The 17555-nt window shown below is 39.1% G+C and carries 15 protein-coding genes; 14 read left to right on the forward strand and 1 reads right to left on the reverse strand.

Annotated elements, in window-relative coordinates:
* Positions 1-546 precede the first annotated feature (546 nt).
* The 9 genes from AC1VNJ_RS11895 (at position 547) to AC1VNJ_RS11935 (ending at position 11672) form a co-directional block, all read left to right on the forward strand.
* Complete coding sequence (locus AC1VNJ_RS11895; protein ID WP_482640827.1) at positions 547-4185, forward strand: multifunctional 2',3'-cyclic-nucleotide 2'-phosphodiesterase/3'-nucleotidase/5'-nucleotidase; 3639 nt, start codon at positions 547-549, stop codon at positions 4183-4185.
* A 285-nt stretch (positions 4186-4470) separates the two neighbouring features.
* A complete protein-coding gene (locus AC1VNJ_RS11900) occupies positions 4471-5067 on the forward strand; it encodes a TerD family protein (RefSeq protein WP_028408239.1) in 597 nt (198 codons plus the stop codon).
* Positions 5068-5091: 24 nt separating this feature from the next.
* Positions 5092-5670 carry a TerD family protein gene (locus tag AC1VNJ_RS11905; RefSeq protein ID WP_025751616.1) on the forward strand — a complete coding sequence of 193 codons (579 nt, stop codon included), beginning with the start codon at positions 5092-5094 and terminating at the stop codon, positions 5668-5670.
* 35 nt (positions 5671-5705) lie between these two features.
* Entirely contained in the window at positions 5706-6284 is a 579-nt protein-coding gene (locus AC1VNJ_RS11910; RefSeq protein WP_028408240.1) for a TerD family protein, read from the forward strand.
* Positions 6285-6378: 94 nt separating this feature from the next.
* Positions 6379-7995 carry a YceG family protein gene (locus AC1VNJ_RS11915; protein WP_367071956.1) on the forward strand — a complete coding sequence of 539 codons (1617 nt, stop codon included), beginning with the start codon at positions 6379-6381 and terminating at the stop codon, positions 7993-7995.
* Positions 7996-8013: 18 nt separating this feature from the next.
* A complete protein-coding gene (locus AC1VNJ_RS11920) occupies positions 8014-9105 on the forward strand; it encodes a toxic anion resistance protein (RefSeq protein WP_221817373.1) in 1092 nt (363 codons plus the stop codon).
* Positions 9106-9383: 278 nt separating this feature from the next.
* Positions 9384-10154 (forward strand): DeoR/GlpR family DNA-binding transcription regulator, encoded by a 771-nt coding sequence (locus AC1VNJ_RS11925; protein ID WP_033579226.1) that lies wholly within the window; start codon positions 9384-9386, stop codon positions 10152-10154.
* Positions 10151-11185: an oxidoreductase gene (locus AC1VNJ_RS11930; RefSeq protein WP_367071958.1), complete on the forward strand. Its 1035-nt coding sequence runs from the start codon at positions 10151-10153 to the stop codon at positions 11183-11185. The genes AC1VNJ_RS11925 and AC1VNJ_RS11930 overlap by 4 nt, the downstream gene beginning before the upstream one ends.
* A gap of 13 nt (positions 11186-11198) precedes the next feature.
* Complete coding sequence (locus tag AC1VNJ_RS11935; protein ID WP_311264596.1) at positions 11199-11672, forward strand: heme-degrading domain-containing protein; 474 nt, start codon at positions 11199-11201, stop codon at positions 11670-11672.
* Positions 11673-11801: 129 nt separating this feature from the next.
* Here AC1VNJ_RS11935 and AC1VNJ_RS11940 read toward each other — a convergent pair whose 3' ends face one another.
* On the reverse strand, positions 11802-11960 hold the full coding sequence (locus AC1VNJ_RS11940) for a hypothetical protein (protein WP_014459762.1): 159 nt from the start codon (positions 11958-11960) through the stop codon (positions 11802-11804).
* Positions 11961-12129: 169 nt separating this feature from the next.
* Here AC1VNJ_RS11940 and AC1VNJ_RS11945 point away from each other — a divergent pair, with 169 nt between their 5' ends.
* The 5 genes from AC1VNJ_RS11945 to AC1VNJ_RS11965 all read left to right on the forward strand — a co-directional run bounded on the left by AC1VNJ_RS11945 (position 12130) and on the right by AC1VNJ_RS11965 (position 17506).
* Positions 12130-12891 (forward strand): exodeoxyribonuclease III, encoded by a 762-nt coding sequence (locus tag AC1VNJ_RS11945; protein WP_098432964.1) that lies wholly within the window; start codon positions 12130-12132, stop codon positions 12889-12891.
* 117 nt (positions 12892-13008) lie between these two features.
* Positions 13009-13446, forward strand: coding sequence for a MarR family winged helix-turn-helix transcriptional regulator (locus AC1VNJ_RS11950; protein WP_482640828.1), 438 nt, complete (start codon positions 13009-13011; stop codon positions 13444-13446).
* A 193-nt stretch (positions 13447-13639) separates the two neighbouring features.
* The gene (locus AC1VNJ_RS11955; RefSeq protein ID WP_367071960.1) at positions 13640-15295 is read left to right on the forward strand and encodes an MFS transporter; all 1656 of its coding nucleotides are present in this window, start codon (positions 13640-13642) and stop codon (positions 15293-15295) included.
* Positions 15296-15324: 29 nt separating this feature from the next.
* Positions 15325-15957, forward strand: a complete 633-nt coding sequence (locus AC1VNJ_RS11960) for an HlyD family secretion protein (protein WP_025751627.1) — start codon at positions 15325-15327, stop codon at positions 15955-15957.
* A gap of 154 nt (positions 15958-16111) precedes the next feature.
* On the forward strand, positions 16112-17506 hold the full coding sequence (locus AC1VNJ_RS11965; RefSeq protein ID WP_014459767.1) for an MATE family efflux transporter: 1395 nt from the start codon (positions 16112-16114) through the stop codon (positions 17504-17506).
* Positions 17507-17555: the final 49 nt, after the last annotated feature.

A 17555-nucleotide genomic window follows, 5' to 3' on the forward strand; every position in this document is an offset into this window, starting at 1 on the left:
GTTCGGATTTTTTTATTTGTAGGATGAACGTAGGTTTCATGTGTATAGATGCTTTAGATTGGATTGATATAGTAGGTATGCCTTATAATTCAATCTCGTTTCCATGTTATAAATGTAAAATTATATAAATATATCTATTAATTAGAAGGAAAAACCTTCTCTTTCTTTTTTATATCTACGAAATTTTGTTAGAAGCTGTGACAAACTTAATGTCTGCTTTTCATATCCTATGTATAGTACATATATACACACCGCTTGAAATAAATTTTTTTTGAATGAAAAGAGAACGTGGGAACGTTGATGTATTAGGTAATAAGACTCATTTAAAAAGGAGGGTTCATCCAATTAATAAAAACTATAGTCCTTTGTTTTAAAGAGAGAAACTAAAAAAAATTTTTCGGTTTACAAAAAGTTAATAAAACGCATACAAATGGTTTACTAAAAAATCAAAAAATTTACATCCTTTATAAATCTTTTCTGCTATACTATTTTTGAACAGTTGCTAGATTTATAGCGATGATAACTTACTTGAAAGGTGAATGGTAGATGAAAAAGAACAAACGCAGCAAAACGAAGAAAATACTAACTACATCACTGGCACTTTCTTTATTATCAATGCCGCTTCTAACTACACAGGCAGGAGCAGAAGAACGTCACCCTGGACAAAGCTCACAGCAAAGCAAGCATCAAGGCCACAATAAAAAAGATGCGCTTGTGAATATACGCCTGATGGAAACAACTGATGTTCATACGAATCTATTAAACTATGATTATTTCAAAGACGCCCCTTATGAAAAAGTAGGTTTAGCTAAAACCGCTACCTTAATCAAAAATGCTCGAAAAGAAGTAAAAAACAGCTTATTAGTAGATAACGGAGACCTCATTCAAGGAACGCCTCTAGGCACGTATAAAGCCAAGATTAACCCGCTGAAAAAAGGTGAAGTTCATCCTGTATTTAAAGCCATGAATCAGCTGGATTACGATATTGCAACACTTGGAAATCATGAGTTCAACTATGGATTAGACTTCTTAACAGAAGCGTATAACGACGCGAACTTTCCTTACATAAATGCCAATGTTTACGTTGATGATCATGACAACAACCCGAAAAACGACAAAAATAAATTTACGCCGTATAAAATTATGAATAAAAAAGTCGTCGATGAAAATGGAAAGAAACGAACGATTAAAGTTGGTTTCATTGGCTTTGTGCCTCCTCAAATTAACGATTGGGATAAAGCAAACCTTGATGGAAAAGTCATTACAAAAGGCATTGTGGAAACAGCCAACAAGTACATTCCAGAAATGAAGAAAAAAGGCGCGGACGTAGTTGTCGCGATGGCTCACTCCGGGTTTAGCAGCAACAAGCAAAACACGGAAGATGTCATTTACTCATTAAGTGAAGTAAAAGGCATTGATGCTATTACGTTTTCGCATACGCATAAAGTCTTCCCTGCTAAAACGGAAGCTTCGCTAGACGGTTTGTTCCTTGGAGCAGATAAAAAGCCTCTTCCTGGCGTTGATAATGCAAAAGGAACAATCAACGGCGTTCCGGCTGTCCAAGCAGGTTACGGCGGAGGGTCACTTGGCTTAATTGACTTAACGTTAAAAGAAGAAAAAGGAAAATGGAAAGTAGTAAACTCTCAATCGTCCACGCGTGAAACGTATAAAGACGTAAAAGACGCGTCAGGGAAAACGGTTACGCAAAGTACGGTAGAACCGGATAAAGGTGTTGTTAAAGCAGTTCAAAAAGATCACGATGCAACGGTTAAATATGTGAACACACCCATCGGTAAAACGACGGATGATATTCACAGCTATTTTTCTCTTGTGAAAGATGATCCCTCTATTCAAGTTGTAACAAATGCACAAAAAGACTACGTGGAAAAATACGTTTCTCAAAACAAGCCGGAATATAAAGACCTTCCGATTTTATCAGTGGGAGCGCCTTTTAAAGCAGGAAGAAACGGCGTTGATGAATATACGGAAATTAAAAAAGGTGACTTAACGATCCGAAGCGCTGGCGACCTGTATCTATATGACAACACGTTAAAAGCGGTTAAAGTAAAAGGTTCTGTTGTAAAAGACTGGATTGATATGTCTGCCGGTAAATTTAATCAAATTACACCGAACAAAACAGAAGAGCAGGAATTATTAAACCCAAGCTTCCCTGTTTATAATTTTGACGTCATTGACGGCGTTCAATACCAAATCGACGTGACAAAACCAGCAAAATACGATGTGAATGGAAACGTGATTCACGCAGATTCAAGCCGAGTTGTTAACTTAACGTATAACGGTAAACCAGTTGACCCGAATCAAGAGTTTATCGTTGTGACAAATAACTACCGAGCTGGCGGAGGCGGAAACTTCCCTGGTCTAAAAGGAAGCGAGCTTGTGGTGGATTCAGCGGATGAAAACCGTCAAATTCTAATGGACTACATCACCGAACAAAAAGAAATTACGCCGACAGCTGATGATAACTGGTCCATTGCACCAATTAACGGAACGGCTAACGTGACGTTCACAAGCTCACCGCGCGGAGAAAGCTATTTAACTGAAGGAAGTAACATTACGTATACAAATAAAACGGACGACAAAGGATTCGGCATTTACAAAATTAATTTAAACGGCGAATCAAAAGATAATACAAAGATTCAGCTGTTAGGCATGAACGACCTTCACGGTCAGCTCGATACAGATACAAAAATCAATTCAAATGGCCAATCGCTGTTAGCTGGAAATATGAAATATACAGCAGCAGCTATTCGTAAACAAGAAGCTGAAAATCCGAATACGCTTTTAGTTCATGCAGGAGACATGATTGGCGGAAGTCCGCTAGTTTCAGCGCTGTTTCAAGACGAGCCAACGGTTGAAGTGATGGAATCGCTTGGATTTGATGTAGGGACGCTTGGAAACCATGAGTTTGATGAAGGTATTGCTGAGCTTCACCGTATGATTGAAGGCGGAGACCATCCAAAAGGAACAAAAGGATACGACGGCATGAATTTCCCAGTAGTAGCGGCAAATGCTTATGATACTTCAACGAATAAATTAATTACAGAACCTTATGCAATAAAAGAAGTAGGCGGTAAAAAAATCGGCTTCATCGGCGTTGTAACACAAGAAACGCCAAGCATGATTGTTCGTAAAGGAAATGAAAACTTAAAAATTACGGACGAAGCAGAAGCAATTGATAAATACACGGCAGAGTTGAAAAAGCAAGGTATTAAAGCCATTGTGGTACTTGCTCATAATCCATCTAATCAAAATGGAACGTCTACCGAGTTTGATGCAGCAGATATCGCTAAAAAAGTTGACGATGAAGTTGACGTGATCTTTTCAGCTCACAATCACGTATACAACAACAAAGTAGTAGATAACAAACTAATCGTTCAAGCTTATTCATACGGCTCAGCGTTTTCTGACGTAGACGTTGAAATTGATAACACGGGTGACATCGTGAAAAAAGATGCAAAAATTGTGACCGTATACCAAAAAGACTATACGCCAGATCCTGAAGTTTCAAGCATTATGAAAAAGTACGAAGATTTAGCAGCGCCTATTAAAGCACAAGTGGTTGGGAATTCATCTACAGATTTGGCAAAAGGCTATCCTTCTAGCGAAGCAACAGGGGATATCGCGCTTGGAAACTTAATTGCTGACGGTATGAAAGCAGAAATGAACGCTGACTTTGCTTTAATGAATGGCGGAGGCGTTCGTTCACAGCTTGATGCTGGTGATGTGACATACGGTGATTTGTTTGCGATTCAGCCGTTTGGCAACGTCTTAAATAAAGTAAAGCTAAGCGGAGCGGATTTAGAAACGGTGTTAAATAATCAAATTACATCATCTGGACTAGATTTCCATATTGCAGGCTTTAACTATACGTGGAATGGAAGCACAAATAAAGTAGTCGATATTACGCTACCAGATGGAAGTAAAATCGACAAAGAAAAAGAATATACGGTAGTAGTGAATAACTACATGTACGGAAATGAAAAGTATGGTATTGGTGCACTTTCGTCAGATATGGAAGTGGGACCAGAAGATTTACAAGCAACGGTAAACTATATTAAAACACTTCAGAGCCCGTTTGAATACAAAGCTGAAGGCCGTATTCAAAACGTGGCAGCTTCTAAAACAGCTGAACAGCAAGAACCGACTTTAAAAATAGCTCAATAAGCCAAAAAAGGCTGTCTCATAACTCGGATTTCCGGTTTAGAGACAGCCTTTTTTTAATAGTTTAACTTAAATTTTAAACTCTCAGTCAATGAATTTACGTTATAAAACATAGCTTAATTTTTGAAACAATCACCAAATTGTGGTATTCTCTCCATAAGAAGACTTACGTAAACGTTAAAAATAGTATCAAAGATTTCACTATTTTTTCATTTATCTACGCTATTATGTAAAGTTATATAGAACCTGTAAAAGAATGTGTTCGCTATAGTAAAGGAGTAAATAAACGTGGCTATTAATCTACAAAAAGGGCAGAAAATTGATTTAACAAAGGGAAGAGAAGGGTTATCTTCTATTACGGTTGGATTAGGATGGGATCCTGTAAAAAAACGCAGCTTTTTTGGTTTTGGAGGAAGCGGCCCAGAGATTGACTGCGATGCATCTGTTCTTATGCTCAATTCGAACGATAAACTTGTAAGTAACTCAGCCGTTGTGTATTTTGGAAATCGTCATAGTAACTGTGGAAGCGTCAAGCATTCAGGCGATAATCTTACCGGAGCAGGTGAAGGGGACGATGAACAAATTTTTGTTAATTTAAAAAATGTTCCTGGAAACGTACATAAACTTGTGTTTGTAGTCAACATCTATCAGTGTGTTGAGCGAAACCAAGATTTCGGTATGATTAAAAATGCTTTTATCCGTGTTGTGGACAGTGCTAAAAACGAAGAGCTTGTACACTTTAATCTATCTGAAGATCATTCAGGAGCAACAGCTTTATTTGCAGGTGAAATTTATCGAGACGGAAAAGAGTGGAAGTTTTCAGCAACTGGAGATGCAACGAGAGATACTGGATTGGCTGAAATTGCAAACAAATATACAAAATAAACAACTAGAAAAGAGGGAAACGAAATGGCTATTAATCTTTCAAAAGGACAAAAAGTAGATTTAACAAAAACGAATCCAGGATTAACAAACGTAGTAGTAGGTCTTGGGTGGGATGTAAATAAGTATGACGGTGGAAACGATTTTGATTTAGATTCATCTGTCTTTTTATTAAACGGAGCGGGAAAATGCGCTTCAGAATCTGATTTTATTTTTTACAACAATACGACGGGTGCAAACGGAGCGGTCGAGCATACCGGAGATAACCGTACAGGCGTAGGTGAAGGAGACGATGAGCAGGTTCAAGTAGATTTGAAAAATGTGCCTCAATCTATTGAACGTATTGCGTTCACCATTACGATCCATGAAGGGGAAGCACGCGGTCAAAACTTTGGCCAAGTAAGCAACGCCTACGTTCGTATTTTAAATGCAACAAATGACGAAGAGTTAATTCGTTATGATTTAGGTGAAGACTTCTCGATTGAAACAGCGGTCGTGGTAGGCGAGCTGTATCGACACGGTGGAGAATGGAAGTTCAATGCCATTGGCAGCGGCTATCAAGGCGGCTTGGCGGCACTTGTAAACGACTTTGGTTTAAACGCCTAATCATTAAAGTAAGAAAATGTACGGAGGATGTTTTTATGTCAATTTCTTTATCAAAAGGTCAGCGCATTGACCTAACCAAAACGAACCCAGGCTTAACAAAAGTAATAGTAGGTCTTGGGTGGGATACAAATAAATATGCTGGGTCTCAGGACTTCGATTTAGATGCATGTGCATTTTTAGCCAATAAATCAAGCCAAGTCGTAAATGACGAAGAGTTTGTTTTTTACAACAATTTAAAAAGTCCAAACGGAGCTGTGGAGCATACCGGTGACAACCGTACAGGTGCAGGAGATGGAGACGATGAGCAAATCGCCGTTGATTTTTCTCTTCTTCCTGACCACGTTGAAAAAATCGGAATTAGCGTCACGATTCACGACGCAGATGCTCGCGGACAAAACTTTGGACAAGTATCCAACGCGTTTGTTCGTCTCATTGACGCCCAAACAAATGAAGAAGTGCTTCGTTATGATTTAGGCGAAGATTTTTCAATCGAAACAGCTGTTGTGGTGTGTGAGCTATACAAGCACGGAAACGACTGGAAATTTAATGCCATTGGCAGCGGTTTTTCTGGCGGATTGGCCGATCTTTGCCGCAACTACGGACTATCCGTATAAAAAAGGCATGCGATAAATGAAAAAGAAAGGGTGCTTTAACGAGTACCCTTTCTTTTTAGCATGTATATGTCTGAAAAGAAAGGAGCTGTAAGGTGTGAGTAAATTAATTGATCCTCATATGATTAATCTTAACGAGGAGGATGGAACTTCTCTTTTTTCTAAAGATGTTTCTCTGCGAGGTGACTTTATACAAAATGAACAGCAAACTACCTATAAACAAGTGGCAGGCAGATATGTAGGCACTCATCTTGATGCGGACGAGTACGCAGATTTTCTTTATGAACTTGCGCATTCATCACCATCGATCCTTGTCCTGTACGATAAGCTTGATAAGTCGATTTCTAATGATAGATTAAAAGAAGTACAAACGATCCTTAAAATTAATCAAGAAGAACGCGGCCTTTCTGTCAATCGGCTATTTGCTTTTTTAGAAGGGAAAAAGCTGATCGTGAAGTCAGAAAATCCCGCTATACATAGAAGAGTACGTGAAAAATTTATTGAAACGTTAACGTGTTTTAAAGAACAGCACGCAGAGGGCTTTATGGACGGGCATTTTCAACGCGTATTAATCGATTTAATAAAGTGGCAGTGGAATCATGTAAAACCTTGGATGGTCGATAAAGCATTTCCTGAGCACGCGCCTCGCATCATGTGGTATGGGGATGCAAATAAAAGCGAGCAGTATTTTCTCCATTATTTAATTTTACTAGGTTTTGACGTCCTTACCTTTCATCCAGAAGGAAAGGATCATTTAAAAGAAGTAGATAAGAATCAGCACTTAACAACGGTTTATACGTTTCCTTCTACTAGCTCTCTTGTACCTTTTCCAACGGATAAACCGGTTCGAAAAGGTACGGTAGCATTTCGAGCTTCTCAAGAAATTGAGCAAGTGCTTCATTCAGAGGAGTCCATGCTGTATAAACCTTGGCAATTTCGTTCGTATTTTCCAACTTCAGTTACTCTTAAAACGACGTATGATGAAATCTTTTTATTAATGAGAGAACGGGCGTTTATTCGTCCTAATTTTCAAGTGTCCAAGCCATATGTACACGTGCCGGTCTTGTTTTCAAAAGTACTTGGTATCTCTAAAAACCGAAAAGAGTACTGGAGTAAAGTGCATGAGCTCATGCAAACGGAAGATGAGTTAGCTCTGACGATTGATTCTGTTCCTTTTGCTAAAAAAATAGAAGGAAATAATCACTTTCACTATCAAGGAGCTCTCGGAAGTGATGGCACGCTCAGTCCTGATAGAATGATTGAAAGCAACTGGTGGCGCTATAAAGAGCTGCCTATCGGACTTCAGAAAGGGCTCGCTGCAGCTATTTCTAGGTATTGTGCACATTCAAAGCTCCTTCGCTTGGATCATGAAGATGCGTATCAGCATCAAATGTATTTGTTTAATCAGTCTTTGAAGCTTCCAAACAACGTGATTCGCATGCTTCAAAAGTTTGATTATACGCAGCATGTACCCCGTCTCATTATTTATCATGGAAATGAACGAGAAGCGTTTACGCGTGAAGATGCAGCTTTACTGCTTCTATTAAATGAATTTGGCGTTGATATTGTTCTCTTTAATCCAACCGGTCAACTGGATATAGAAGCGTTCGTCGAAGAAAAGTATTTCGATATGCACTGGCTAGAAGATATTAGCTTTAATGAAGAATTCAAAGAACCGTCGCTCATTCAAAAATGGTTAAAACGAATCTTTTAAAGAAAGAAGGGTTTTTAAATGGCAACAAATGAATTACAGCCTTTAGATGTAAACGAAGCCGAAGAAGTTTTAGAAACAAAGCCTAACGAAGTAAAAGCAAAACTGCGAGAAGAGCCGGAAGTACGTCGCTTAGCAGAACAAATTGATTATAAAAATCAGCTGGCTTTACTTGAGTATGGGAAAGAAACAGCCAATGAAATTTCCTCTTTTTCCGGAAAAGTGCTTAGTACAATTAAATCGTCTAGCATGGAAGAGTCAAGTCAATTATTAAAGCAGCTTGGAAAGATTATGGACAAATTTGATGCAAAGGATTTTGTTGAAGATAAAGGGTTTTTCTCTAAGCTTTTTAAACGCGGTCAAAAAATAGTGGACAAGCTCTTTCAAAAATATGAGACGATGGGCTCTGAAATTGATAAAGTATATGTTGAAATCACAAAATATGAAACCGAAATGAAGCATTCAACCACAACGCTTGAACAGCTTTACGAGCAAAACTATCAGTATTATATGGAGCTTGAAAAATACATTGTAGCGGGCGAAGTGAAAGTAGAAGAGTTAAAACAAGAGCTAAAGGTGCTTGAAGAAAGAGCGTCGAGTGGAAATCAGCTGGCGGCAATGGAGCTTCAAACCTTAAAAAATGCGGTTGAGCTAATGGAACAGCGATTATATGATTTAGAAATGGCAAAACAAGTATCTTATCAATCCGCTCCTCAAATCCGTATGCTGCAGCGAGGAAATACAAAGCTGATCGGCAAAATCAATTCCGCGTTTATTACAACGATTCCTATTTTTAAAAATGGACTCATTAACGCAATTGCAGCAAAGCGTCAAAATTTAGTAGCGGAGTCTATGAACGAATTAGACAAACGCACAAATGAACTGCTCATTCGAAATGCAGAAAATATTTCACAGCAAAGTGTTAAAATCGCCAAAATGTCCGGTGCCCCTAGCGTAAAAGTAGAAACGATGGAACAAACGTGGAATATTATTATGAAAGGAATGCAGGAAACAAAAGCAATTGAAGAAGAAAATAAACGCCTTCGTGAAGAAGGACTTGTTCGCTTGGAGCAATTTCAAAAAAACTTCAAGGCGCTTGAACATAAGATGTAACGAAAAAGCGGGAATCGTAAAGATTCCCGCTTTTTTTGCACATACGTTTGTTTGCTAGAAATCTAAATCATAAGCGATTAGTCAAAAGCGTGAAAGGGTATCAGATATAAAAGAAGTATTATCCAAAATAAGATAGTTATTTCCAGAAGACGTTTGTGTACTTTTATAATTTAAGTTAAAAAAGCAAAAAACTTAATTTTTTTAAGTTTTTTTCTGGTTTTTAACTTTTCTTTGCGCTACAATTAGCTCATATCAAAGTAAAAAAGGAGGGTATTCGGGTGTATCAAGAGCAGCGCATGAGTGCGATTATTGAATACCTTCACACACACCGCACGATTACATTAGACGAAATTTGCGATATGTTCACCGTTTCAAAAGATACGGCGAGACGCGATTTAGTCAAGCTTGAAGAACACGGTGAGGTTATGAGAGTCAAAGGCGGAGCGACGCTATCGTCAAGTCATATCATCGATTACAGTGAGCGAACGCCTACCAAAGCGAAAGAACAAATTGCTAAAGAAGCAGCTGCGTTAATGTCGGAGGGGTATGACGTGCTTTTAGATACGTCTTCTACCATCGCACTGATGGCAAAGTATATGGATGTAAAGCATGTAAACGTTATTACAAATTCCATTGATAATGTGGATTTGCTCGATCAATATACCCCGTGTGATACGTTTTTGCTGCCGGGCAAGTTTAACGGGAAAAACCGTAACGTCACCGGGCCAAGAACGATTTCTACGTTGCAGGAATACAAAGTAGATCAGCTGTTTTTAGGTACGTGCGGCGTTGGTGCAGATGCTATTACGTCTCCAAGTGAAGAAGAAGCGTTTTTAAAAAGACAGATGATTCAATGTGCAAGACAAGTGATTATGCTTGCGGATCATACGAAGTTTGAACGTGAATTTTTACATCGAGTATGTGATATGAGCGACATTGATATCTTAATTACAAATAAAGACCCAGAAGCGGATGTAAAAGAAAAAATAGAACAAAATCAAGTGCGGCTTATCGTCACAGATTTTGATAAAGGAGAGGAAAAACGATGAAAAAAATAAAAGTAGGATTAGTAGGATACGGATTTTCAGCAACGGTCTTTCACACGCCGCTTTTAAGCGTGTTAGACGAATTTCATATTTCAAAGGTAATGAGTTCAAATCCTGAAAAAGTAAAGAGCGACTTAGAAGATGTTGAAGTAGTGAGCACTCTGTCTGAACTTCTAGAAGATGACAGCGTTGATTTAGTGATTATTACAACGCCTAGCGGCATGCACTATGAAATGGTGAAAGACGCACTACGCGCAGGTAAGCACGTAATTGTTGAAAAGCCGATGGTGGTATCCGAAAAAGAAGCAAATGAATTAATTCAATTAGCAAAAGAACAAGGTGTTCAACTAAGCGTCTATCATAACCGTAGATGGGACAATGATTATTTGACAGTGAAACAGCTGATTGAAGAAGGGAAATTAGGCGACGTAAAAATGTATGAAGCTCATTTTGATCGCTATCGTCCAGCTGTTCGAGACCGCTGGAGAGAAAATGAAGGACCTGGGTCAGGAGCGCTTTACGATTTAGGATCTCATTTAATTGACCAAGCTTTACATCTTTTTGGAATGCCTGACTTTGTTCAAGCTGATGTGTTTGGGCAGCGAGATCATGCACGCACGGATGATTACTTCCACTTAGTGCTTGGATACGGTTCTCTTCGTGTTATTTTACATTCAAGCGCCATTGTGCCAAGCAACGGGCCTCGCTTTCAAGTTCACGGAACAAAAGCAAGCTATATCAAATACGGAATTGACGGCCAAGAAGATATGCTAAGAGCTGGCAAGAAGCCTGTGGATGATACGTGGGGAGCGGATCGTCCTGAACACTACGGTAAGCTGACAACAGGGGAAGGAGAAACAACAGAAATTGAAACGCTGCACGGTTCTTACGTAATGTATTATCAAAAAATCGCCGACAGCCTGCTTCGAGGAGAAGAGCTTCCGGTTTCAGCAGAAGAAGCTCGTGACGTGGTTAAAGTTATCGAAGCGGCATTTGAAAGCAGCAAAGAAAAACGAGCGGTTTATTTTAACTAAGGAGCGAGAAACAGTGAGTAATCATTCGACAGAGACGCTGCTTGAAAAAGTAGTTCAACAGGAAAAAGAACTAATCTTTCATCAATTTACAAATGACCAGGCGTTACAGATCGGCACGGCCATTATTAATGAAGCGAAAAGCAAAGATAAGGCAGTAACCGTAAGTATTAAACGAAATGGTCAAACTCTCTTTCAACATGCGATGGAAGGGGCTATTCCCGATCATGAAGAATGGATAAAACGAAAATCAAACACCGTTCTTCGTCACCATCACAGCTCGTATTATATGAAGCTGTACTGCGAGTTAAAAGATCGTTCTTACGCGCAGTTTTACGCAGCGAATCCTCAGGAATTCGAAGCAGTAGGAGGGTCATTTCCAATTTCGGTTAAAAACGTCGGCGTAATTGGAACCATTACCGTATCAGGTATGTCGCAAGAAGAAGATCATGAACTTGTGGCAGATACGATTCGCAGCTTTATTTCGTAAAGAAAGAACTTAGGGTAGGAATAGTTTAAGGAAGATCCGAACGATAAATCGTTCGGATCTTTTTATTGGTTTGGTAAACGAAGGTTTCGCCTACTTAACTATGTCTCAACCTCTATTTTTGCGGAGCCATTATCTGCTGAAGTGCTTAATGGCAGAATCATTTAAAGAAAAATCTTCTTTGGTAAGCGCCGTTTGATTCTGTGTTTCGCATTCTTTAGTAGGATGCTCTTCTTTTTTAGAAACAGTAGAAACTTCTTCGTTATTTTCATACGTGTAGTTTGTTGACATTATGTTTCACCTCTTGTATCTAGTGTTTGAGGTACAGAAAATAAAATAAGAAGAAATATCAGGAATACCTTAAAAAGAAGGGTACTCTTTAAATTATTTGAACTCGTGCAAAAAATTGTCTACACTAAACACTGATACATAAATCAAGTGAGGAGAACGTGGACAGTTTATGAAGTTGATTTCCTGGAACGTAAATGGCATTCGCGCGTGTGTGCGAAAAGGTTTTTTAGATTATTTTCAAGAAGTAAATGCGGATGTATTTTGTATTCAAGAGACGAAGCTGCAGGAAGGCCAAATTGATTTGCAGCTAGAAGGGTATTATCAGTATTGGAATTACGCCGTGAAAAAAGGCTATTCCGGAACGGCTGTTTTTACAAAGCAGAAGCCTTTATCGGTTTCATACGGTGTGGATAAAGAATCGGAAGACGAAGGACGTATCATTACGCTTGAATTTGAACAATGCTATGTAGTAAATGTGTATACGCCAAATTCTAAAAGAGATTTAGCAAGGCTTGAAGAAAGGCTTCAATGGGAAGACGATCTGCTCGTGTACTTAAACAAATTAAATAGCCGTAAAGCGGTGATTTTGTGCGGAGACTTAAACGTAGCACACGCAGAAATTGACTTGCGTAATCCGAAGCCAAACCGAGGGAATTCTGGTTTTACAATAGAAGAGCGAGGAAAAATGACGACGCTTCTTGCTAGCGGATTTCTTGATACATTTCGCTATTTGTATCCGAATCAAGAAGGAGCATACACGTGGTGGTCGTATATGAACAAAGTGAGAGAACGAAATATCGGATGGCGCATTGATTATTTTATCGTCTCGGAGAGAATCAAAGATGTTATTCAAGAAGCTGCTATTCATCCGCATGTAATGGGAAGCGACCACTGTCCTGTGATGTTGGAATTAAATGTACCTCATCTATGATATCTTTCTATATAATAGAAGAAAAACGGAAAAAAGGTTGGTTCACGCGAACGGTTGCGGTATAGTAAACATATTAAAAAGTACAGAATGTTTCATGAGATAAAGGGGGAGACAGAGGTGAAGCGAGACTCGCTGCAAACCATTGAACACGAAATTGCGCTGCTTGTTCGTCTAACAACGACGCACAGTCCTAAGCTTGGAAGCTTGGACCGTTCTGAGTATTTACTGTTAAGCGAGCTAGATCAGCGCAGTCCGCTCGGGATTAATGCATTAGCTGAAAATTTAAAGCTGAGCTTATCTACAGCTAGCCGGCAAGTATCTGCGCTTGAGACTAAACAGTTTGTTCGTCGCTTTCCGAGTCCAGAAAATGGGCGGATTAGTTTAATTGAAATGACGGATGCAGGGAAAGGTATTTTGCAGCATGTACAAAGCAAGCGTAAACAAGCCTATGCTGAAGTGTTAGAAAATTGGTCGGAAGAAGAGGTTTTGGCACTGGAAAAAAGTTTATCACGCTTGAATCTTGATTTTAAAAGATGGCGCAGTAATGGATGTTAAAGCGAATACATATAGATGAACAAAAAGGCTATTGAAAAATAGTCTTTTTAAGTTGAAACAAAGAAGTTGATTTCTTCATTAAAAGATGTATAATATGTAGTGCTGCTATAACTTGCATGATACAACTTGTACAATAAAATATGTAAGGAATTGTTAGTCATATGAAAAGAATTTAATAAAAGGAGGAATAAATATGAGTCAGAATAATCCAGTAGTAGCCTCCGACAAACAAGGTTTAAGCGTACCTAAATACTTAATTATGGCGATTTTAACGCTATTTTCAATTGGCCCTCAGTATTTTTTGAATTTATCTTACACGGTCAATCAAGTATTGATTCAAAATCGATTTGATGCGAGTACACAAAGCTTACTATTGCCATCTATTATTTCTAACTTGGCATTTGGACTTGGGGTACCAATTGGTCCGATGCTTGCGAAAAAATATGGCGTACGTAAAGCATACTTAACGTTCGTTTTAGTCTTTTTAGCAGGTTCGATTATCAACGTTTTTTCCGAAAACGTTGCGTTTTTATCCCTTGGTCGTCTGATTCAAGGCTTAAGCTCAGGAATGCTGTTTTTAACCATTATTCCAGCTGCGCTGATCTCGTTTCCGAATAAAATCCGAAACTTCTTTTTAGTATTAGCGATCGGCGGACTGTTCGGTTCAACGGCGATTGGAGCCTTTTTAGGTGCTGTATCTCTTAGCATGGATAATTGGCGCTGGGTGTTTGTTTTAGGAATACTTGCTTCTCTTGTCTCTCTGTTTATCGGATATAAGGTATTACCTGCTCATGATCCAACTCAGCAAGAAGACCGTCCAGTGGATAAGAAAAGTATCTTTATTCTTAGCCTTATTATGATTTTATTAGTTTATCCACTGTATGAACTAAGATACGAAGGATTTGCTTCTATCCAAGTGTGGCCGTTCTTACTAGCTGCAGCAGGGTTAGTTGTCATTTTTGTCTTAGTTGATTTAGCGGCTGAAAATCCGTTAGTACCATTAAAATCGCTGCTAGCCGTAAAACCAGTTGCGGGTACAATTATGGCCATTGGCGGTCATATGGCATACATCTTAGCAATTGCAGGTATTAATGGCGTCATGCAAAATGTGCAAAATGCATCGTACACCACGCTTTCTTATTTTTATTTATACTTTTTTGTTGGGGTACTGATTTCAGCATTTGCAACGACATTCTTATATGACAAATTTGGTCCAGGTTATCTTGGAGCGATTGGATCACTTCTCATTGTCATTGTAGGATTTAGCTGGGTAAACGTATCAGCTGATACATCACTAGTAAGTTTATATGTTCACATTATGCTCTTTGGTATGGGTGTTAGTATGGCACTGGTATCCGGTGCATTAGGAGCGGCACTAGCCGGAGATTTACATCAAGCTTCGATGCGTTCCATTTCACTGCACTCCATTCGAAATTTATTAGGAGCGATTGTAGCACCTGTGATTGGGTGGTTTGTTGTTCGACAAAACGCGATTTATTATGAAGATTTCCGAGGTCAAATTAGCTCAGTAGATCCTCAGGTGAAGATGCAGCTATCTGAAATGATCAAACGCTATATGGGTATGGGAATGAGTCAAGCAGACGCAAAAACATCGGCCGTGACGGCTGTTGTAGCAGGCGCTAAAAAAGCGTCGATTTTACATGCGTATCACAACTTATTTTTCATGCTTGGTATTTTAGGCGTAATTATGCTCATTGCTTCACTAAGTAAAGCGTGGAGCGGTGAAAATAGAATTCTTGTTCAAAAAGAAGAGGTTCAAGAAGAAGCTGAGCCGCAAGAAGAAAGAAAAATGCTGCCGGCACCTCAAACAGAAGAAACCTCTGTATAATATACTAACTATAGAAAGAAGGAATTCCGATGAGTAAAAGTCGTTTATTGGTTACTAACATTGTTGGAATCATTGTGATTTTATTACTAGTAGGCTTTGGTGGATATTATTTCTACGAAAAAGCAAATTACGTTAAAACAGATGAAGCGCAGGTAGAAGCACCGCTTTCACAAGTCATCGCTTCAGCTAACGGTCAGTTAAGCGAATGGAATGTAAAAGAAGGAGATAGCGTTTCTCAAGGTGATTCTGTTGGAAGCTTAAAAGAAGGCGAAAAATCAACAGACGTAACGTCTATGATTGACGGAACAATTATTAAAAACAACGCATCTCAAAATCAATTAGTAAAAGCTGGCGATGTGTTAGCACAAACAGCTGATTTATCTAAAATCTATATCAATGCAAACATTAAAGAAACAGACCTAGGTGACTTAGAAGAAGGAGACAGCGTCGACATTACAGTGGACGGAGATTCAGGTAAAGTCTTTAAAGGCCATGTTGAAGCAATCGGTCGCGCAACAAACTCAGTGTCTTCTATGCTTCCTGCTCAAAATACAGGAAACTACACAAAAGTAACGCAAAAAGTACCGGTGAAAATTTCAATTGATGACGCATCAGATAAAGTTCTTCCAGGTATGAACGCAGAAGTGAAAATTTCAATTTAATAACGGAAAAAAAGCTGCTTCCTCTAAGGAAGCGGCTTTTTTTATGCCTAAACAAATAAAATAAAAAATGTGCTAAAAAGGGGATGTATACAAAGGAAATGTGTGGTAAGATACTTCTTGTTTGAAATTGGATATCGGTAAAGAAGGTGATGGGATGACCGCGGTCGAAACAAAAAAAGGGCCAAAAGAAAAGCTGAATTTGTTTTTCTTAACGTGGCCGATCTTTTTAGAAGTGTTTCTTTTTATGTTAATGGGGATTGCAGATACCTTTATGCTAAGTGCGCTGTCGGATGATGCCGTATCAGGAGTCGGAGCAGCCAATCAATACCTTCACATTGCGATTTTGGTGTTAGAGGTCATTGGTAACGGAGCGGCAATTGTTGTCTCTCAGTATTTAGGATCAAAACGGTATATGGAAGCGTCAAAGATTTCTGCTTTGGCCGTTACGTTAAATTTAGGAGTCGGGCTAGTCATTAGCGCGGGTTTTCTTTTGTTTTCAAGACATATGATGGAAGCGATGAACTTACAAGGTGACGTGCTGATGTATGCACAAAGCTATTTATCCATCGTTGGAGGAGCTATTTTTCTTCAAGCGATTATCAACTCTCTTGCAGCGATTATTCGCGTACATGGCTTTACGAAGCAGGCAATGTTTGTTTCACTTGGAATGAACATTTTTCATATTGCAGGAAACTATGCTTTAATCTTCGGGAAGTTCGGCTTTCCGGAAATGGGCGTACAAGGAGCAGCAATTTCATCTGCGTTCAGCCGATTCGTTGCCCTTATTGTGTTCTTTTGGCTGCTGTATCAAGTGATGGAATATAGAGTGAAATTTCAATACTACATTACGCTTTCAAAAGAATATATCGGTAAAATTTTAAAAATTGGTATTCCGTCGGCTTTTGAACAAGTGATGTATCAAGGCTGTCAAATTGTCTTTTTATACTATGCAACCTACCTAGGAGCAGAATCGCTTGCTGCGAGACAGTACGCGATGAATATTTCAATGTTCATTTACTTATTTGCCATTGCAATTGGAATGGGTACAGCGATTATTGTCGGCCGTTTAGTAGGCGGAAACGAAAAAGATGAAGCGTACCATCGCGTATGGAAAAGCGTCAAATGGGCCAGTGCCGTAACGATGATGATGGTTGTTCTTGTGATGACATTCAGAACACAACTGATCAGCGTGTTTACAGACAATCCGCATATCATTGAGCTTGGGGCGACGGTGCTGCTTCTGAGCATTGTGCTTGAAACGGGAAGAACGATGAACATTGTGCTGATTAACTCGCTGCGGGCAGCGGGAGATGCCAAATATCCGGTGTTAATTGGTGCGATGTCGATGGTCATGATGAGCTTGCCGCTCGGTTATTTCTTCGTTTTCCATTTAGACATGGGGCTCGCTGGCATTTGGCTTGCCATCGCAGCCGATGAATGGACGCGCGCAGTTATTATGTTTTTTCGCTGGAAAAGCCGAGCGTGGGAAAACTACGGACTTATACAGCACGAACAAACAGCTGAAGAACCAACGCCGGTTCAAGTATAAAACAAAACCTCTGCAGGATGTGCAGAGGTTTTTTGCTGTGTAAAAAAAT

The sequence above is a fragment of the Priestia sp. 3CA3 genome, from assembly GCF_056836725.1.